The 20,367-nt window shown below is 66.7% G+C and carries 12 protein-coding genes; 8 read left to right on the top strand and 4 right to left on the bottom strand.

The annotated features are described in order from the left end of the window. Positions 1–12 precede the first annotated feature (12 nt). Entirely contained in the window at positions 13–1,032 is a 1,020-nt protein-coding gene (gene hrcA / locus J3485_RS03700) for a heat-inducible transcriptional repressor HrcA (protein WP_242538468.1), read from the bottom strand. 259 nt (positions 1,033–1,291) lie between these two features. On the opposite strand from hrcA, the gene J3485_RS03695 reads away from it, so the two are divergent. Both J3485_RS03695 and recN read left to right on the top strand, forming a co-directional pair. Beyond that, on the top strand, positions 1,292–2,200 hold the full coding sequence (locus J3485_RS03695; RefSeq protein ID WP_206951218.1) for an NAD kinase: 909 nt from the start codon (positions 1,292–1,294) through the stop codon (positions 2,198–2,200). A 56-nt stretch (positions 2,201–2,256) separates the two neighbouring features. Continuing rightward, the gene (recN, locus tag J3485_RS03690) at positions 2,257–3,927 is read left to right on the top strand and encodes a DNA repair protein RecN (protein ID WP_206951217.1); all 1,671 of its coding nucleotides are present in this window, start codon (positions 2,257–2,259) and stop codon (positions 3,925–3,927) included. 57 nt (positions 3,928–3,984) lie between these two features. Here recN and glnE read toward each other — a convergent pair whose 3' ends face one another. Continuing rightward, positions 3,985–6,798 carry a bifunctional [glutamate--ammonia ligase]-adenylyl-L-tyrosine phosphorylase/[glutamate--ammonia-ligase] adenylyltransferase gene (gene glnE / locus J3485_RS03685; RefSeq protein WP_206951216.1) on the bottom strand — a complete coding sequence of 938 codons (2,814 nt, stop codon included), beginning with the start codon at positions 6,796–6,798 and terminating at the stop codon, positions 3,985–3,987. Positions 6,799–6,996: 198 nt separating this feature from the next. Here glnE and J3485_RS03680 point away from each other — a divergent pair, with 198 nt between their 5' ends. The 4 genes from J3485_RS03680 (at position 6,997) to aroG (ending at position 15,058) form a co-directional block, all read left to right on the top strand. Next, the gene (locus J3485_RS03680; RefSeq protein ID WP_206951215.1) at positions 6,997–11,262 is read left to right on the top strand and encodes a YhdP family phospholipid transporter; all 4,266 of its coding nucleotides are present in this window, start codon (positions 6,997–6,999) and stop codon (positions 11,260–11,262) included. Positions 11,263–11,334: 72 nt separating this feature from the next. Continuing rightward, a complete protein-coding gene (locus tag J3485_RS03675) occupies positions 11,335–12,171 on the top strand; it encodes a carbon-nitrogen hydrolase family protein (RefSeq protein ID WP_206951214.1) in 837 nt (278 codons plus the stop codon). A gap of 24 nt (positions 12,172–12,195) precedes the next feature. Then, positions 12,196–13,662: a metalloprotease TldD gene (tldD, locus tag J3485_RS03670; RefSeq protein ID WP_206951213.1), complete on the top strand. Its 1,467-nt coding sequence runs from the start codon at positions 12,196–12,198 to the stop codon at positions 13,660–13,662. A gap of 322 nt (positions 13,663–13,984) precedes the next feature. Next, positions 13,985–15,058, top strand: a complete 1,074-nt coding sequence (gene aroG / locus J3485_RS03665) for a 3-deoxy-7-phosphoheptulonate synthase AroG (RefSeq protein WP_206951212.1) — start codon at positions 13,985–13,987, stop codon at positions 15,056–15,058. Between the two features lie 50 nt (positions 15,059–15,108). Here aroG and hmpA read toward each other — a convergent pair whose 3' ends face one another. Both hmpA and J3485_RS03655 read right to left on the bottom strand, forming a co-directional pair. Continuing rightward, positions 15,109–16,317 carry an NO-inducible flavohemoprotein gene (gene hmpA, locus J3485_RS03660; protein WP_206951211.1) on the bottom strand — a complete coding sequence of 403 codons (1,209 nt, stop codon included), beginning with the start codon at positions 16,315–16,317 and terminating at the stop codon, positions 15,109–15,111. Positions 16,318–16,466: 149 nt separating this feature from the next. Then, positions 16,467–17,021: a cob(I)yrinic acid a,c-diamide adenosyltransferase gene (locus J3485_RS03655; RefSeq protein WP_206955624.1), complete on the bottom strand. Its 555-nt coding sequence runs from the start codon at positions 17,019–17,021 to the stop codon at positions 16,467–16,469. 313 nt (positions 17,022–17,334) lie between these two features. On the opposite strand from J3485_RS03655, the gene J3485_RS03650 reads away from it, so the two are divergent. Together J3485_RS03650 and J3485_RS03645 are read left to right on the top strand one after the other, a co-directional pair. Further along, positions 17,335–18,756: an FAD-binding oxidoreductase gene (locus J3485_RS03650; RefSeq protein ID WP_206951210.1), complete on the top strand. Its 1,422-nt coding sequence runs from the start codon at positions 17,335–17,337 to the stop codon at positions 18,754–18,756. Between the two features lie 20 nt (positions 18,757–18,776). Beyond that, positions 18,777–20,267, top strand: coding sequence for an FAD-linked oxidase C-terminal domain-containing protein (locus J3485_RS03645; protein ID WP_206951209.1), 1,491 nt, complete (start codon positions 18,777–18,779; stop codon positions 20,265–20,267). Positions 20,268–20,367: the final 100 nt, after the last annotated feature.

The following is a 20,367-nucleotide window of genomic DNA, read 5'->3' as shown; positions in this document are numbered from 1 at the left end:
GTGCGCCGACGGCTATTGCTGGCTGAGCGCGGTGGAAAGCAGGCGCGCGGTGATGTCCACGATCGGGATCACGCGGTTGTAGGCCATCCGCGTGGGGCCGATCACGCCGAGCGTGCCAACGATCTTGCCGTTCACCTCGTATGGCGCGGTCACGACGCTCATCTGCTCGATCGGCACGAGCATCGATTCGCCGCCGATGAAAATCTGCACGCCTTGCGCGTGGCTCGATACGTCGAGCAATTGAAGAAGGCTCGTCTTTTGATCGAACACGTCGAAAAGCTTGCGCAAGCGCGCCATGTCGGAGGACAAATCCGCCACTTCGAGGAGGTTGCGCTCGCCCGAAATCAGTACGGTGTCGCTCTCGTCGCTTTCCTCGGTGCTGGCCGTGACGGCGGCGTGCATCAGCGCCGTCATGTCGCCGCGCAGTTGGTCGATTTCCTCGCGCAGGCGCCGGCGCACCTCGTCGAACGAGAGCCCGCCGAAATGCGCATTGATGTAATTGGACGCTTCGATGAGCTGCGACGGCGAATAGTCGCGCTGGGTCGCCATCATGCGATTCTGAACGTCGCCTTCGGGCGTCACGATGATGAGCAAGATGCGCTTGGCCGAGAGGCGCATGAACTCGATCTGCTTGAACACGTGGCTGCGGCGCGGCGTCATCACCACGCCCGCGAACTGCGACAGGTTCGACAGCACGCTCGCCGCGGCCGCAACGACCTTCTGCGGCTCGCCGGGCTTCAAGGTCTTGCGAACGACGCGCTCGACGGCCTCGTCGTCCTGCACCGGCTCGACGGTCAGCATCGTGTCGACGAAGAGCCGATACCCGCGGGGCGTCGGAATCCGGCCGGCGGACGTGTGCGGACTCGCCACGAGCCCCAGCTCCTCCAGATCCGACATCACGTTGCGGATCGTCGCGGGGCTCAATTCGAGCCCCGAGTACCGCGACAAGGTGCGCGAGCCGACGGGCTGGCCTTCTGCGATATAGCGCTCGATCAGCGTTTTGAGGAGAGTTTGTGCGCGGGGTTCTAGCATGACGCAAAATTTTAGCCGAAGGCGTGCCCCCCGCGAGCGCGTAATGGCGCTCGAGCGTTCGCATGCGCACGGTGCAACACATAGGCCGGCAACACGCGACGCTGTGCCGGTGACGGGCGCGCCTGGCCGCCGGCGTCTTATCGGGACAACACCATTCTAGCGACAAATCGCTGCCGCGGGACGCCGCGCGCCGCCGCACCCGGTTCGGGCAAACCACGACGACGTTCTTTTCGACACACACCTATGGTGTAATGCCGGCATGGAAATTGGTAGCCAATTCAAGACAGTGGCGCTCGTTGGGCGCAGCAACACGCCAGGCATCGGTGAGCCGCTGACGGCGCTCGCCGCCTGTATCAAGAAGCGCGGCTTTGATGTCGTGTTCGAGGCCGAAACCGCTCTCGACATCGGCGTGTCGGGCTATCCGGCGCTGACGCCCGCCGAGATCGGTGCGCGCGCAGACGTCGCGATCGTACTCGGCGGCGACGGCACGATGCTCGGCATCGGCCGCCAACTCGCGCCTTACCGCACGCCGCTCATCGGGGTGAACCTGGGGCGCCTCGGCTTCATCACGGACATCCCGATCGCCGAGATGAGCCAGCGCGTGACCCAAATGCTGGCGGGCAGTTTCGAGCGCGAGGAGCGCACGCTGCTCGAAGCGCGTATCGTGCGCGACGGCGAGCCGATTTATCATGCGCTCGCGTTCAACGACGTCGTCGTCAACCGCAGCGGCTTTTCAGGCATGGCGGAACTGCGTGTGTCGGTCGACGGCCGCTTCATGTACATTCAGCGCTCGGACGGGCTCATCGTCGCCACCCCGACGGGCTCGACGGCCTATGCACTGTCCTCGCAAGGCCCGATTCTGCATCCGCAGCTCCAGGGGCTCGTGCTCGTGCCGATCGCCCCGCATGCGTTGTCGAACCGCCCGATCGTGCTGCCGGACGACAGCAACGTCAGTATCCAGATCATCGGCGGACGGGACGTGAACGTGAACTTCGACATGCAATCGTTTACCGCCGTGAAGCTCAACGACACGATCGAGGTGCGCCGCTCGCGGCACACGGTGCCCTTCCTCCATCCCGTCGGCTACAGCTATTACGCGACGCTGCGGCAAAAGCTCCATTGGAACGAGCACCCGTCCGACGAGGAAGACGATGCCGGGGCAACGTGACCCGGCGCCCGCCGATTTCCGCCGCTTCCGTACAAAACGCCGTTAAGACGACTCTCATGCTCCGCCACCTCTCGATACGCGACTTCGTCATCGTCGCCGCGCTCGATCTCGAATTCGACCGCGGCTTCACCGTGTTCTCCGGCGAAACGGGCGCGGGCAAGTCGATCCTCATCGACGCGCTCGCGCTGACGCTCGGGGCACGCGCCGACTCCGACGTCGTGCGCGCCAAGGCCGCGCGCGCCGATCTCACGGCTGAGTTTCAGGCCGGCGGCGAGGTCGCGCGCTGGCTCGACGAGCACGCGCTCGGCGGCGAGGAGGCCGGCGCCGGCGACGAGAGCCGCGTGCTGCTGCGCCGCGTCGTCGATGCCAACGGGCGTTCGCGCGCATTCATCAACGGCACGCCGGCCACGCTCGCCCAGTTGCGCGAGGTCGGCGAAATGCTCGTCGACATTCACGGCCAGCATGCGCACCAGCTTTTGATGCGGCCCGACGCTCAACGCACGCTGTTCGACACGCATGCGGGGCTGACGCCGATCGCAGCTAGTGTCGCGCGCGCCCACCGCGCGTTGCGCAACGCGCAACAAGCGCTCGAGCTGGCCGGCACGCGCGAACGGGAACTCCAGCTCGAACGCGAGCAGCTCGCCTGGCAGCTTGCGGAACTCGACAAACTCGCGCCGCAGCCCGGTGAATGGGAGGAAATCAGTGCCGAACACCGGCGCCTCGCCCACTCGGCCAATCTGATCGAAGGCGTGCGCGGAGCGCTCGATACCATTTCGGAGTCCGACGGCGCAATGCTCGGCCAGCTCGGCTCGATCGTTTCGAAATTGCGCGATCTGGCCGAGATCGATCCCGAACTCGGCGATGCGCTCGCCGCGCTCGAACCAGCCGAGATCCAATTGCGCGAAGGCGCGTACTCGCTGACTCACTATGCGCAGCGGCTAGAGCTCGACCCGGATCGCCTCGCGCAAGTCGAGCGACGGCTCGATGCGTTGCATTCGCTTGCGCGCAAATTCCGTCTGCAACCCGAGACACTGCCGCAGGAACACGAGGATCGACGCGCGCAGCTCGCCGCGCTCGACGCCGCGGCCGATCTCGATGCGCTGCGAGCCGTCGTCGAAAAAGCGCATCAGGCCTATATGGGTGAAGCCAAGCAGCTATCGAAGGTGCGCGCCAAGGCTGCGAAGGCACTCGGCGCGGCGGTCACGACCGGCATGCAGGAATTGTCGATGGCCGGCGGCCGTTTCGAAGTCGCGCTCGTACCGCTCGTGGAGGGCGGTGCGCACGGGCTCGAGCAGATCGAATTTCGCGTGGCCGGCCACGCCGGCGTGCCGTTGCGGCCGCTTGCGAAAGTGGCGTCCGGCGGCGAGCTCGCCCGGATCAGCCTCGCCCTGGCCGTCATCGCGAGCGCGGCGAGCCTCACGCCAACGCTGATCTTCGACGAAGTCGACACGGGCATCGGCGGTGGTGTGGCGGAAGTCGTCGGCCGCCTGCTGCATCAGCTCGGGCACGACCGGCAAGTGCTGTGCGTCACGCACCTGCCGCAAGTCGCGGCACGCGGCGATCATCACTTCCAAGTGACGAAGGGGATGGGCGACGGCGGCGCGACGCTCTCGACCGTCGTCGCACTCAATCATGCGAGCCGCATCGAGGAAGTCGCGCGCATGCTTGGAGGCCTCGAGATCACGGCCACGACGCGCCGGCACGCCAAGGAAATGCTCGCCGCGTAAAGCGCGGGCCGACGCGAGGTCGCCACCGCGCCATCGCTTACGCGACAAGTGCCGCGCTCAGCCGAACACGCGGCGCCAAAGCTTGAGCACGGCATCGCACTCCGGCGCAATGCGCTCATGCGGCACGCGCGCCTTTTCCATACCGTCGAGCCGCAATTGGTGCTGAAGCTTGCGGTAGGTCCGATAGGCCGCGCCGACTGTCTCCGCCTCCTCGGCACTCATGAGCCCGAAACGCGCGACCTCGCGCAGGAGCGCAATGTTGCCCGTGTTGCGAATCAGTTCGGGATCGTGCGCGGCATGCAGCAGCACCCAATACTGAACGATGAACTCGATGTCGACCATGCCCCCGCGGTCGTGCTTGACGTCGAACAGATCGCTGGGATTCGGATGGCCCGCCGCGACACGCTCGCGCATCGCCACGATCTCGGCCAGGAGCGGGCCGCTTTCGCGCAGCGTCGTCAGCACACGGTGGCGGATGTCTTCGAACTCGCGCCCGATCTGCGGGTCGCCAGCACAAAAGCGTGCGCGCGTCAGTGCCTGGTGTTCCCAGACCCACGCCGTATTGGCCGCATCCCCTTCGCGTAGCTGATAGCGCCGAAATGCGTCGAGGTCGGTGATGAGCAAGCCTGACTCGCCGTTCGGCCGCAGCCGCAGGTCGACGTCGAACAGCGTGCCTGCGCCGGTCGCCGTCGTCAGCCACGTGATGAGCCGGCGCGTGAACGTCGAATAAATGTCCGAGGCCGCGTCGTCCGGGTCGTCGTAGAGAAAGATCAAATCGAGGTCGGATGCGTAGCCGAGCTCCTTGCCGCCGAGCTTGCCGTAAGCAATGACCGCGAAGCGCGGCACCTCGCGATGGCGCTTCGACAACTGCTGCCAAACGGTTTCGATCGCCACGTCGAGAACGGAGTCGGCGAGTTCGGACAGGCGGTCGCTCACCTGCTCGACGGTCAACCGCCCCGCCAGATCGATCAGCAGGATGCGGAACACCTCGGCCTGATGCGCATGGCGCAGCAAGTCCATCTGCTGCTCGACGCCATCGGCGGCGGCCAGACGCGCACGCAGCGACATCTTGAATTCGAGCCAGTCGAAGGGGCTGCCGATCGCTTCGTCATCGAGCAGTTCGTCGAGCAACTGAGGGTGCCGAATCAGATAGCCGGCCGCCCAGCGCGACCCGGCGAGCACGGCCAGCACGCGTTCGAGCGCGGCCGGATATTCGTTGAGCAGCGCCAGGTACGCGCCGCGACGGCTCACGGCTTCGAGCAGGTCGATCAGGCGGGCGAGCGTCGGGCCGCGCTTGGCTTGCGGCTCCATCGCCGCGGCAGCATCGAGTGCGCGCGCCGCGATCGTGTCGAAACGCTCGCGGTTGCGCTCGGGCAGCCCCTGGTAGCGCGCCGAGCGGCGCACCGCGGCGAGGCGCGCGTGCACGTCGCTCGCATCGTCGAAGCCGGCCGCCTTCAAACGAACGATCGCTTGCTCGTCGGCAGCTTCATCCTCGAGCGCGGAACTCCAGAGCGCGCCCGCCCGCAAGGCGTCAGGGTCGCACGCGCCGGTCGCCTGCGCGCGCGCGCCGGCCTTGTCGGCGAAGATTTGGTCGAATTGCGTCTCGACGCGCTCGCGATGGCCGTCGAGCGCCGTCATGAACGTCGCGACGTCGGCAAAGCCGAGCGACGCGGCAAGCCGTGCGCGCTCGTCGGCATCGACGGGCAGCGCATGTGTCTGCGCGTCGTTGCGATACTGCAGCCGATGCTCGAGTTCGCGCAGGAAACGGTAGGCATCGGATAGGTCCGCGCACACGGACGGCGCGACCAAGCCTCGCGCCGCCGCATGACGGAGCACGGCTAGTGTCGGACGGATTCGAAAACCCGAATCCTGGCCGCCGCGGATCAATTGAAAGACTTGCGCGCTGAACTCGATCTCGCGGATGCCGCCCCGGCCGAGCTTGATGTCGTCGGCCTTGTCGGGCCGCATCGTAGCGCGACGCTGCGCTTCTTCGCGAATCTGCCGGTGCAGCGAGCGAATCGCGCCGATCACGCCGAAATCGAGGTAACGCCGGTAGACGAACGGCTTGACGAGCGCCTCGAGCTGCTCGGCTAGGCGCCGCGCCGCATCGCTGTCGTGCTCCGACACCAGCCGCCCCTTGATCCAGGCATAGCGCTCCCACTCGCGGCCCTGGACGTAAAAATACTCCTCGAGCATGCCCAGGCTGCAGACGAGCGGGCCCGAATCGCCGTTCGGGCGCAACCGCATGTCGACACGAAAAACGTACCCGTCCGCGGTCGGCTCGGCAAGCGCACCGATGAGTCGGCGCCCGAGCCGTGTAAAAAATTCCTGCGTCGAGATCGCAGCACGGCTGCCGCCCGCGGTTTCGCCATCGTCTTCGTAGACAAAGATGAGATCGATGTCGGACGACACGTTCAGCTCTCGGCCTCCGAGCTTGCCCATACCGACCACGCCGAGCGCGAGCCGTTTGCCGTCGGCCGCCCGCGGCTCGCCGTAAAGCGCTTCCAACTCGGTGGAAAGGACGTCGAGCGCGCGCTGGATCGCGGCCTCGGCCAAGTCGGTCATCGTGCCCGTCACTTCGGCGACGTCCGCTTTGCCGGCCAAGTCGCGCTCCATCACCGCGCAGAACACCTCCGTGCGCAGTCGGCGCAACGCGCAGCGCAGCGCCTCCTCGCCGATAGGGGTTCCCGCCTCGGCGCCGCGCGCCTTGCGGTGCTCGGCGATCAGCGCGCGCAGCCGTGCATCGATGCGCTCTCGCGTGATCGGCGCGGCGGCGAAGGCGGCGATGAGCTCGGATAGTTCGGCGCGCGCGGCGATCGCACGCGCGGCATAGGAGGAATAAGCGGAACTCAGCAGTGCGGCAGCAGTCATGGATAGGCGTGGCTCGCTTTTTGCAGCGGTAACGGCAGCCGCGAGCAACGTATCCGGTCCCGCAGGCACCGGAACGAGGCACGGCACGGCCGCGCGCCACGCAGGCAGCGAACGTTCTCGCGCGCGGGGACGGCTGGCCGCTGTGATACATTTCGTCGTCCGAGACGCCAAACTACCACATCCCCGATTCGCCGCAGTATGTCCGACAGCAAGGAATCCGCCGAAGCCGCCGTCGCCGGACACGCGCATCACGAACATCGGTGGCTGCGCCGAATTCTCAAGTTCGCGCTCGCCGTCGCCGTTCTGGTCTACTTCGCCGTTGCCGCCGTTTTCATCGGGCTGCGCTACGTGGTCCTGCCCCGCATCGACGATTTTCGGCCGCGCATCGAGACGCTCGTCAGCAGCCGCGCGCACGCCGACGTGCGAATCGGCAAGCTCGCCCCCTATTGGTCCGGCTTCGAGCCTGGCGTCGACGTGACAGACCTCGTCATCCGCGACGCCCACGGCACGCGCGCGTTGTCCGTGCCGCACGCCACCGCCACGCTATCGTGGGGCGCGCTGCTGCGCGGCAAGCCGGCGCTTGCGAGCCTCGTGATCGAGCGTCCCGACGTTCTTGCCGCGCGCGAGCCCGACGGCTCGCTCTGGGTCGGCGGCGTGCAGGTGCCCACGACGCATACGGGCAACGATACGTTCTCGACCTGGCTTCTTTCGCAACAAGCAATCGTCTTGCGCGGCGGCACGCTGCGCTGGCGCGACGCGCTGCTCAAAGCGCCGGAACTCGCGCTGCACGACGTGCGCATTGCGATCCTCAACGACGGCCTGGTCCATCGCGTCGCGCTGCAAGCACCCGCCGAAGGCACGCTACTCAAGGGCCCGCTCGATTTCCGCGCGCGCTTTCGCCATACGCCGCTGATGTCGATCGGCAAGCCACAGAATTGGACCGGCCAAGCGTACGTGTCGACAGGTCCCGTCGAGCTGCCGATCCTCGCGCGCTACGTGAAGCTGCCCGTCGCCACCTATGCGGGCCGCGTCGACAACGCGATCTGGGCGAGCTTTTCCGGCGGACACATCCGCTCGGCGCACGGCAAGCTGGAAGGATCTGACATTGCGCTGCGCGTGCGCCCAACGCAGCCGCAGCTCGACATGCCCGTCGCCCACTTCGGCTGGACCCTCTCGATCCAGGCGCAGCGCGACTACCGGCTGCAGCTCACGAATCTGCGCGCCGAACTCGGCCAGCCGCCGTTACCCGACGGCACGCCCGTGTCCCGCACGCTCACGCTGACGACGCTCACGGGCCGCTACCGCGTGCCGACGGTCGAACACGGGCAATTGATGAGCGTGACGGGCGACCGCGTCGATCTCGGCATCCTCGCCGAATTCACCCGCGCCCTGCCCGTACCGCGCCGTTTTCTCGACGAACTCGTGCGCTTCGACCCGCGCGGTATGGTTGCGAACTACACGATCGCGGTCGAGCGCGCTCGTCCCACGAGCGCGCTGGCCGCCAGCGAGGAGCGCGTCGCCGGCACGGCCCCGATCGTGCGCTATCGTTTCAAGGGCGATCTGCAAGGCATCAGCCTCGCCGCGCAAGAGCCGCCGCCCGGCCTATCGCCGGCAGGCCATCCGCGCGCCGGCCTGCCCGGGTTCGAAAATCTATGGGGCAGCATCGACGCCGACGAGCGGCACGGCACGATCACGCTCGATACGGTCAACGCGGCGGTCACGATTCCCGGAGAATTCGACGATCCGCGGCTGACGTTCGACCGCCTGCGCATGCATGGAAACTGGACCGTCAGCCCGACACGCGCACCGGGCGACGCACACAAGGCGTTTTCGATCACGGTTCCGGATCTGAGCGTCGAGAACGCCGACACCGCGGGCAGTCTCGCGGCGACCTACACGAATCCGGGCCACGGGCGCGGCGCGCTCGATTTGAAAGCGACGATCGCACGTGCGAACGTGCCGGCGATCGCGCGCTATCTGCCGACGAGTATCGGCGAGCACTTGCGCGATTATTTGGGCCACGGTCTCCAAGAGGGGGTCGCGCGCAACGCGACGATCGAGGTGCATGGCAATCTCGACAAATTCCCCTACTCGCGCGAGCCGAAGGCCGGCATCTTCCGCATCGTCGCGCCGTTCTCGGGCGGCCGGTTCGATCCTTCGCCCTATCCACCCAAGACGCTCAAGAACGGCACGCCCGACCTCTGGCCGGCGCTCGAAGGCATCGACGGCGTGTTCACGCTGAAGGAAAACAAGCTGCGTTTCGACATCGATCGCGCGCATTACAAGCGCGTCGCGATCACGCGCGTCGCGGGTCATATCGACGATCTGGGCAATCGCGGCTCGAACCTCGTCGTCGACGGGAACGCGCACGGCCCGCTTGCCGACCTGCTCGATTATGTCAACCATAGCGCCGTCGCGGGCATGACGGGGCACGTTGCCGACAAGCTGCGGGCAAGCGGCCCCGCCGGGCTCGCGCTGACGCTCACCGTGCCGCGCACGCCCAATCCGCACGTCGACGTCGCGGGCACGGTCACCCTGGACGGCAACACGTTGTCGGCACCGCAACTGCCGCCGCTCGAAGCGCTCGGCGGCCAGGTGCGTTTCACGAAGCAGACGCTCTCGCTCGAGCGCGTCGCGGGACGCTGGCTCGGCGGCGAAGTGCGCGCTACCGGCGCGCTTCAGGACAGCGGCGGCTATGCGTTCGACGTCGCCGGCCGCATCGCGGCCGACAGCGCACGGCAATTGGACCTGGACGGCCCCGCAGCCAAGATACTCGGCCACGTGTTCGGCGCCGCGCCCTACTCGATCAGCGTGCGCGGCAAGAAGGGCGCGCTGCCGACCGTCTCGGCTACCTCGGATCTGACCGGCCTCGCGCTCGATCTGCCCGCGCCGCTCGGCAAATCGCTCGGCACGCCGATGCCGCTTTCGTTCGAATTCAAGCCGCTTGGCGCTGGCGAAGGCAGCGGCAACGCCGCGACCGAAGGCATGCGCGCGCGTGCCGATCTACGCCTCGGGCCGGTCGAGGCCGCTTACATGGTCGAGCGGCGCGCCGGCGGCAATGGCGGCAGGCCCAGCCTCGCCGTTCTGCAAGGCGCGATCGGCCTGAACGCACCCGCGCGGCTCCCGCCTCACGGCGTCACCGCCACGCTGACGGGCGACTCGTTCGACGCCGACGCTTGGCGCACGTTCGCCGACGAATTACGCACCGGTCAAGAAGCTGCGCAACCGGCTGCACAACCGGCAACGCAATCGTCTGCGCAGCCCGCGCAGCGGCCACCGCGGCCGGCCTCGGCACCGCCCTCGCGAGCGTCCCAGTTCATGCCGAGCCGCATCGCCGCCCGCTTCAAAACGCTCAAGCTGCTCAATCGCCCGTGGTCGAACGTCGCCGTCGATGCGACGCAGGCATCCCGGAGCTGGCAGGCGAATCTCACCTCCGACGAAGTCTCGGGTAGCGCGTCCTGGCAGCCCGGCGCGGCCGATGCGCCCGGCGGCCAACTGCACGCAAGGTTGACGAAGGCATCGATTCCAGTCGCCGTCGGGCATGATTTGCTCGGACAGCTCACGCCGAGCGCGAACCAGCCGATGCCGGCGATCGACCTCGTCATCGACGATTTGACGATGCACGGCCACGACATCGGCCGGCTCGCCGTGAACGCGCACAACTTCGACGAAGACGGCGTGCCCGTCTGGCAGGTCGACAAGCTCGACGTCTCGAACCCCGCTGCACATCTGCTCGCGACGGCCAATTGGCGGACGTCGCGCCAGCCCGGCAGGGCAGCCGACGCCGACATGCGGCGCCGCACGGTCGTCGATTTCAAGCTCGACGTGGCTGACGCGGGCGCGCTGCTCGGCCGCTTCGGCCTGCCGCGCACGGTGAAGGGCGGATCGGGCTCGCTGTCGGGCAAGGCCGTCTGGCGCGGCGGCCCGACGGCGATCGACTATCCGACGCTCGACGGGCGCTTGTCGATGGACCTGCATCACGGCCAAATCCTGAAGGTGGACCCCGCCGTGGCCAAGCTGCTCGGCGTGCTCAGCCTGCAAAGCTTGACGCGCGTGCTCACGCTGAACTTCCGCGACGTCATCGGCGAAGGGCTGCCGTTCGAGCGCGTGTCGGGCACGGCGCTGGTGCGCAACGGCATCGCCCGCACCGACGATTTTCGCGTCGTGACCGCGCCGATGCGTGCCGATTTGGCGGGCAGCGTCGACTTCGCACAAGAGACGCAAGATCTGCACGTCGTGCTGACCCCGACGCTGAACGCGGGCTCGGCCGTGATCGCGGCAACCGTCGTCAATCCGCTCTTCGGCCTCGGCGCGCTCGTCGCCAATGCCGCCCTTTCGCAGTCGATCTCGCGCGCCTTCGCCCACGACTACGCCATCACCGGATCGTGGTCGCATCCGCTCGTCGAGCGGGTCGCGGCCGATCGGGGTAAGATGGCTGCTCCGGCCGAGGCGACGGGCCAGTAAGGCACACGGCGGGGCATGCGCCCCAGCGAGGCCCTGCGCCAGCGAGCCCCGGCAGCATCCGACACCGAATTCATGAGCGACCGCCCCGTCCATCCGACACCGTTTCGCGTCGCCGCGCTCCAGATGGTCAGCACGCCGGAGCGCGAGCGCAATCTCGAAGACGCCGAACGGCTCATCGCGCGAGCCGCGGCCGAGGGCGCCCAGCTCGTTCTGCTGCCCGAATACTTCTGCTTCATGGGCCACAAGGACTCGGACAAACTGACCGTGCGTGAAGCATACGGCGACGGCCCGATTCAGCGCTTCTTGGCCGACAGCGCACGTCGCCACGGCGTGTGGGTGATCGGCGGCACGCTACCGATTGCCGTCGCCGATCCGGCCGACGCCGGGCGCGTGCTCAACACGACGCTCGTATTCGACCCGAGCGGCACAGAGAAAGCGCGCTACGACAAGATTCATCTTTTCAACTTCGAAAAGGGCGCCGAGTCGTTCGACGAAGCCCGCACGATCCGCCCGGGGAGCGAAGTTCAGTCCTTCGAGGCGCCTTTCGGACGCGTCGGGCTGTCTGTCTGCTACGATCTGCGCTTTCCCGAGCTGTACCGGCGCATGGGAGATTGCGCGCTGATCGTCGTGCCTTCGGCGTTCACCTATACGACGGGCCGCGCGCATTGGGAAATGTTGCTGCGCGCTCGCGCCGTCGAAAACCAGTGCTACGTGCTTGCCGCGGCTCAAGGCGGCTCGCATGAAAACGGCCGCCGCACGTGGGGCCACAGCATGTTGATCGACCCGTGGGGCGAGATCGTGGCCGTGCAGGACGAAGGCCCCGGCGTCGTCGCCGGCGATATCGACCGCGCGCGCATCGACGAGGTCAGGCGCAGCCTGCCGGCGTGGCGCCATCGCGTACTTGCTTAACACCTTCTGCCTCAAACGGACCGCATGAACCTGATCGAAACCGGCATTCGCAATCTCGCGACCGCGAAAGACGTCCTGCTCACGCCCTACGGCCTCGACGAAGCGCGCCTGATCCGCACGCTCGCCGACATCTTCACGCATCGCGTCGATTACGCGGACCTCTACTTCCAGGCGACGCGCAGCGAAGCATGGAGCCTCGAGGAAGGCATCGTGAAGTCGGGCAGCTTCAGCATCGACAAGGGCGTCGGCGTGCGCGCCGTCGCGGGCGACCGAACGGCCTTCGCCTATTCCGACGACCTTTCCCCCGAGGCGCTGGCCCAGGCCGCACAGGCCACGCGCTCGATCGCGAAAGCCGGCGGCGGCAAGCAGAAGATCAAGGTGGCGAGCACGTTCAAGGGCATCGCCGGGCGCGACCTCTACCTGGCGGCCGACCCGCTCGCTTCGCTCGATGCGACCGAAAAGGTCAAGCTGCTCGAGCGCGTCGAACAAATGGCCCGCAGCCGCGACACGCGCATCACGCAGGTCATGGCCGGGCTCGCCGGCGAATACGACGTCGTGCTGGTTGCCCGCAGCGACGGGGCGATCGCAGCCGACGTGCGGCCGCTCGTGCGCGTGTCCGTGACCGTCATCGCCGAGCAAAACGGCCGGCGTGAAATCGGTAGCGGCGGCGGCGGCGGCCGTTTCGACTACGGCTACTTCACCGACGACGTCCTCGCACGCTATGTCGACGATGCCGTCAAGGCGGCCCTCGTCAATCTCGATGCGCGTCCGGCGCCGGCCGGCACCATGACGGTCGTGCTCGGCCCGGGCTGGCCCGGCGTGCTGCTGCACGAAGCGATCGGCCACGGGCTCGAGGGCGACTTCAACCGCAAGGGATCGTCGGCGTTTGCCGGCCGCATGGGCGAGCGCGTGGCGGCCAAGGGCGTCACCGTCGTCGACGACGGCACGCTGCCGAACCGCCGCGGCTCGCTCAACATCGACGACGAAGGCAATCCGACGCAGTGCACGACGCTGATCGAGGACGGCGTGCTCAGGGGCTACATCCAAGACACGCTGAACGCGCGGCTCATGAAGATGCCGGTCACGGGCAATGCTCGGCGCGAGTCGTACGCCGCGCTGCCGATGCCGCGCATGACGAACACGTACATGCTGGCCGGCAACAAGGCGCCGCAGGAAATCATCGAATCGGTCAAGCACGGCCTTTACGCCGTCAACTTCGGCGGCGGCCAAGTCGACATCACGAACGGCAAGTTCGTGTTCTCGGCCTCGGAGGCCTACATGATCGAGAACGGCAAGGTGACCTACCCCGTCAAGGGCGCGACGCTGATCGGCAGCGGCCCCGAGTCGCTCAAGTACGTCAGCATGATCGGCAACGACATGGCGCTCGACACCGGCGTCGGCGTCTGCGGCAAGGAAGGCCAAAGCGTGCCTGTCGGCGTGGGCCAGCCGACGCTGCGCATCGACAATCTGACCGTCGGCGGCACGGTCTGATCGGCCGCGCGATGCGAATTTCTTGCATCGCGCGATTGTTTTGCGCGGACTACCCGCATTATTAGGACACCCCGATTGCAGCCCGCGCTTAACCGGCGTATAAAGTGAAACGCACCTTTTTGATGAGCGTCATCCCCGTCATGTTCACGAAGTTTTATTTTTACTTCTTTTGGCATCTCAGTCCGCTGGCGGATCGAGAGGGGTGTTAGCGCGTTAAGCAAACCCGAATTCCCGAAAAACCGCCAGCGAGCCTGGCGGTTTTTTTTCGCCTCGGCATAGCCGATCGCCGGCGAGAACCGTACCCGATGAGGAGAAGCGCAACATGCCCCCCTACAATACCGACGACGTTCGTATCCGCGAATTGAAAGAACTCACGCCGCCCGCGCATTTGATTCGCGAGTTCTCGTGCACCGAGGCCGTCTCCGACCTCATCTACGGCACGCGCCGCGCACTGCATCGGATTCTGCACGGCATGAACGATCGGCTCATCGTCATCATCGGCCCCTGCTCGATCCACGACCCGAAGGCCGCGCTCGAATATGCGGGCCGCCTCGCCCACGAGCGCAAACGCTTTGCCGGCGAGCTTGAAATCGTGATGCGCGTCTACTTCGAGAAACCGCGCACCACGGTCGGCTGGAAGGGCCTGATCAACGATCCGCATCTCGACAACAGCTTCAAGATCAACGACGGCCTGCGGACGGCGCGCGAACTGCTCGTTGGCATCAATGAACTGGGGGTGCCGGCCGGCACCGAATATCTCGACATGATCAGCCCGCAGTACATCGCCGATCTCGTGTCGTGGGGTGCGATCGGTGCGCGCACGACCGAATCGCAGGTGCACCGCGAGCTCGCCTCGGGGTTGTCATGCCCGGTCGGCTTCAAGAACGGTACCGACGGCAACGTCAAAATCGCCGTCGATGCGATCAAGGCGGCATCGCAGCCGCACCATTTCCTCTCGGTCACGAAGGGCGGCCACTCGGCGATCGTCTCGACGGCCGGCAACGAAGACTGCCATGTCATTTTGCGCGGCGGCAAAACGCCGAATTACGATGCGGCCAGTGTCGACGCAGCCTGCGCCGACATCGGACGCGCCGGGCTGGCGGCCCGGCTGATGATCGATGCGAGCCATGCCAACAGCTCGAAGAAGCACGAGAATCAGATTCCCGTCTGCGCCGATATCGGCCGCCAAGTGGCCGCGGGGGACGAGCGCATCGTCGGCGTCATGGTCGAATCGCATCTCGTCGCCGGCCGCCAAGATCTGCAGCCTGACTGCGCGTTGACGTACGGCCAAAGCATCACTGACGCGTGCATCGGCTGGGATGAAAGCATCGCCGTGCTCGAGGGGCTGGCCGACAGCGTCAAACAGCGTCGCATCGCGCGCGGCGGCGGCAACTGATCGAGGCAGGCGGCCGCGGCACCATAGAGGGACGCGGCCGTTCATGCACGTCAGGCAAGTGCGCCCGTGCCGAACACTTCGCTGTGAATGCGCGCGGCATCCACGCCGAGGGCGACGAGCGCATCGCGCTGCGCCTCCATGAACGCCATCGGGCCACAGAGGTAGTAGTCGGCATCGGGCAGCACGGCTTGCTCGACGATGCGCGAGAAATCGATGCGGCCTTCGAAATCGTAATCGACGCCTTGCCGGTCGGTTGCACCCACTTCTTCGTAGAACACGGCGCGCGAGACGTTCGCATGCGTCGCCACCGTTTCGGCGAGCCACTCCTTGAACGCGTGGACCTGGCCGTTGCGGCAGGCATGAACGAATGCGACGCGACGTGCGCTGTGCTCCGCAGCCAAGGTGGAGAGCATCGACGCCATCGGCGTGACGCCCACGCCGCCCGAGACGAGCACGACCGGCGTCGACTTCGCGCGATCGAGGCGGAAGTCGCCCATCGGAGCGGTTACCTCGACGACGGTACCCTCCTCGACCCCATCGTGCAGCAGTGTCGAGAGACGTCCGGCCGGCACGGCTTCGTTGCCGCCTTCGCGCTTGACCGAGATCCGCAGCCATTTGCCGTGCGGCGCGTCCGACAGGCTGTACTGCCGCGGCTGATCGACACCCAGTTCGCCGACGTAGCGCTTCACGGTAACGAATTGGCCGGGCTCGAAGCCGGCGGCCGACGCACCGTCGGCGGGCGTCAGGTAGAACGACGTGATCTCGTCGCTCTCGATCACTTTGCGCGAGACGACGAACGGACGATAGCCGCTCCATGCCGCGCCTTCGTAGAGCTTCGCTTCCGCGCCGATCATGATCTGCGCGAGTTGCCCATAGGCCGCGCGCCAGGCGTCGAGCGTGGCCTCGTCGACCGCATCGCCGAGTACTTCGACGACGGACGCCAGCAGGTTTTCACCGACGATCGGGTAGTGCTCGGGGCGGATGTTCAGGCTCGCATGCTTGTGCGTGATGCGGCCGACGGCGGAGCCGAGCGCGCCGAGATTGTCGATGTTGGCCGCGTAGGCATAGACGGCGCGTGCGAGCACATCGGCTTGGCTGCCGCTCGTTTGGTGCGTCTGGTTGAAGAGGTTCCTCAGCTCCGGACGATTCGCGAACATGCGGCGGTAGAAATGCTTCGTGATCGTGGCGCCGTGCTCGGCAAAAACGGGGGCAGTCGCTTTGACTCGGGAGATTTGGTCGGGCGTAAGAGCGGCAGTCATCGATTCGTGTTCCTCATTAAGATGCATCAAGAATACATTTTAACAAGGTTCGGCTTCCATACGACACTTTGTCGCAGGGCAGCATGCCACGCAGGGGCCGACTGCCCGACGTCTTCCGAGATCCGGTCAGAAGACGTGCTGCGGCTGCGCTACTCGACGCGACGCTCGGGCTGCCAGAGCACGTCGCTGCCGCCACCCGCCCGATTGAGCACGCGCGCGAGCACGAACAGCAGATCGGACAGACGATTGACGTACCGGCGCGGGGCGTCGGCAAGCGGTTGCTCGGCGCCGAGCACGACGATCACACGCTCGGCGCGCCGGCAAACGGTGCGGCAGACGTGCGCAAGCGCCGCGGCGCGCGTGCCGCCCGGCAGGATGAACTCCTTGAGCGGCGGCAAATCGGCGTTGTAGTGCGCGAGCCAGCCGTCGAGCCGAGCAAGATGCGCGTCGCCGATCACCGTATGGCCCGGGATGCAGATCTCGCCGCCGAGATCGAACAAATCGTGCTGAATGGCCGTCAGCGCTTCGTGGACATCGGCCGGCAGCGGCTCCGTCAACAGCACGCCGATCTGCGAGTTCAACTCATCGACGTCGCCCATCGCGGCAACGCGCGCGTCGTCCTTGCGCACGCGGCTGCCGTCGCCGAGGCCCGTCGTGCCGTCGTCGCCCGTGCGCGTGGCGATCTTGCTCAAGCGGTGGCCCATCGTCGTCACTCCTTTTGTATCCATTGACGGCGTCTTCGCCGAAGTTGCGCGCCGCTTCCGAGCCGGACGCAACGGCCGCGAAACGCAAAAGCGACCCATTATAGGCGCGCGACGAAGCGTCCTCGGCGCTCTTCCGGGTCGGCCTTTCGGCCCATTCTGGCACCCCGGCGTTCAGCGTAGAATGAAGCAACCTTTGAACCGAACGTGGGATGCGGCGCCGGCCTGCCGGCGGCCGCGCTCAACCGCTCACCACCCGGCCCGATTACATCGACGCGAGGCGCGCCTAGGCGGCCCGCGCGAGGAGACGCCACTCGTGAACCATCCCGTGCCGCCGGCCGCACTGCGTCCTCGCCGGCCGTTCCCCGCCGATCTGCTGTCGGCGTTGCAAGTGGCGTTCGGCGAGCGCGTGTCGATCGCCGACGCCGTGCGCGCCCATCACGGCCGCGACGAATCGCCGTTCGATCCGCAACTGCCCGACGCCGTGGTCTTCGTGCAAAGCACGGAGGAGGTACGCACGATCGTCGAACTGTGCGCCCGCTACGACGTGCCGATCATCCCCTACGGCAACGGCTCGTCGCTCGAAGGGCAACTGCTTGCCGTCGAAGGCGGCGTGAGCATCGACTTATCGAGCATGAACCGCATTCTGTCGATCGCGGCCGAGGACATGACGGCCACCGTGCAGGCCGGCGTCTCGCGCAAGACGCTCAACGAAGCGCTGCGCGATACCGGCCTCTTCTTCCCGATCGATCCGGGCGCCGACGCAAGCCTCGGCGGCATGTCCGCCACGCGCGCCTCGGGCACGAACGCCGTGCGCTACGGCACGATGCGCGAGAACGTGCTAGGGCTCACCGTCGTGTTGGCCGATGGGCGCATCATCAAAACGGGCACGCGGGCACGCAAATCGTCGGCCGGCTACGATCTGACACGCCTGTTCGTCGGTTCCGAGGGAACGCTTGGCGTCATCACCGAAGTCACGGTACGGCTCTATCCGCAGCCCGAGGCCGTCTCGGCGGCCGTCTGCGCATTTCCGTCGATGGGCGAGGCCGTGCGCACCGTCATCGAGACGATCCAACTCGGCGTGCCCATTGCGCGCGTCGAATTCGTCGATGCACTGGCGATTCGCGCGATCAACCGGCATTCGAATCTCACCCTGACCGAATCGCCGACGCTCTTTTTCGAATTTCACGGCACCGAAGCCAGCGTCAAGGAGCAGGCCGAGCGCGTCGAAAGTCTCGCCGCCGAGCACGGCGGCAGCGGCTTCGCCTGGGCCACTCGGCCCGAGGAACGCAGCCGCCTCTGGAACGCCCGGCACACGGCATTCTTCGCAATGCTGCAACTGAAGCCGGGCTGCCGCGCGGTCACGACCGACGTCTGCGTGCCGATTTCGCGGCTCGCCGATTCCGTCGTGGAAACCGAACGGGATCTGCTGGGCTCGCCGCTGCCATGCCCGATCGTCGGCCACGTCGGCGACGGCAACTTTCACGTCGCCATGCTGATCGATCCCGAAAAGCCCGAGGAACTCGAAGAAGCCGAGCGGCTGAACCGGCGCGTGGTGGAGCGCGCGCTGGCGATGGGCGGCACCTGCACGGGCGAGCACGGTATCGGGCTGCACAAGATGGATTTTCTGCTGGAGGAGCATGGGCTCGCGGCCGTCGATGCGATGCGCGCGGTCAAGCACGCGTTCGATCCGCGCAACCTGATGAATCCCGGCAAGATCTTTTCGTACACGAGTTGATGCCGCCGACGGGGGAGCCTATGGAAGCCGTTACCTTGCCGGCGCAAGAGCGTGCCGAACGCCAGCGCGAAGTCGTGCAGGCGCTCATGGCCACGCTGCCGGCGCACTGCCTGCTTTATCGCGAGGAAGACACCGCACCGTACGAGTGCGACGGGCTGAGTGCCTACCGCCAGTTGCCGCTTGCCGTCGCGCTGCCCGAAACCGAGGCGCAAGTGCAACGCGTCTTGCAGATTTGCCGGCGGCTAGGCGTGCCCGTCGTGCCGCGCGGAGCCGGCACGGGCCTCTCCGGGGGCGCCTTGCCGATCCCGCAAGGCGTCGTGCTCTCGCTCTCGCGCTTCACGAAGATCGTCGACGTCGACTCCTACGCGCGCACGGCCACCGTGCAACCCGGCGTGCGCAACATCGCCGTGTCGGAGGCCGCCGCGCCCTACGGGCTCTATTACGCGCCCGATCCATCGTCGCAGATCGCCTGCACGATCGGCGGCAATGTGTCCGAGAATTCGGGCGGCGTCCATTGCCTCAAGTACGGTCTGACGGTCCACAATGTCCTGCGCGTGCGCGCCGTGACGATGGACGGCGAGATCATCGAGTTCGGCTCGCTCGCGCCCGATTCGCCGGGGCTCGACCTGCTCGCCGTCATGATCGGCAGCGAAGGGATGTTCGCCGTCGTGACGGAAGTGACGGTCAAGCTCGTGCCCAAACCGCAAACGGCGCAAGTCGTGATGGCGAGCTTCGACGACGTCGTCAAAGGCGGCGAAGCCGTTGCGGGTATCATCGCCGCCGGCATCATCCCGGCCGGTCTCGAAATGATGGACAAGCCCGCCACACGCGCCGTCGAATCATTCGTCGGCGCCGGCTACGACCTCGATGCCGCGGCGATCCTACTTTGCGAATCGGACGGCACGCCCGAAGAAGTCGCCGACGAAATCGTCAGAATGACGGCCGTGCTGCGCGAGCACGGCGCAACGCGCTTGCAGATCTCGCGCACCGAGGCCGAACGGCTGCGTTTCTGGTCCGGCCGCAAGAACGCGTTTCCGGCCGCGGGCCGCATCTCACCCGATTACTACTGCATGGACGGCACGGTACCGCGCCGCGGCATCGGCCCGCTACTCGCACGCATCGAAGCCATGGAAGGCAAGTACGGGCTGCGCTGCATCAACGTTTTCCACGCGGGCGACGGCAATATGCACCCGCTGATCCTGTTCAACGGCAACGACCCGGACGAGCTGCGGCGCGCCGAGGAATTCGGTGCGGAAATCCTCGAATCCTGCGTCGAATTCGGTGGCACCATCACAGGCGAGCATGGCGTCGGCATCGAGAAGATCAACTCGATGTGCGTACAGTTTTCAGCCGCCGAGCGCGACGCCTTCTTCGCGGTCAAGCGTGCGTTCGATCCCGCCGAGCTGCTCAATCCGACGAAGGGCATCCCGACGCGGGCACGCTGCGCGGAGTACGGCAGGATGCACGTGCGCGGCGGCCTGCTGCCGCACCCTGAGCTACCGCGCTTTTAAGGCGCCGCCAGGGCCGCGGGGCAGTTCGGGGCACGCGGAATTACCCCTACGCAGCCTCGCCCTGGCTTGTCTCCGAGCGCTCGGCCGGTACAATCTGGAA

It is taken from the genome of Trinickia acidisoli (assembly GCF_017315725.1).
GTDB lineage: Bacteria > Pseudomonadota > Gammaproteobacteria > Burkholderiales > Burkholderiaceae > Trinickia > Trinickia acidisoli.
Note: the sequence above shows the minus strand (reverse complement) of the source record. Positions and strands in the feature narration are given on the sequence as shown.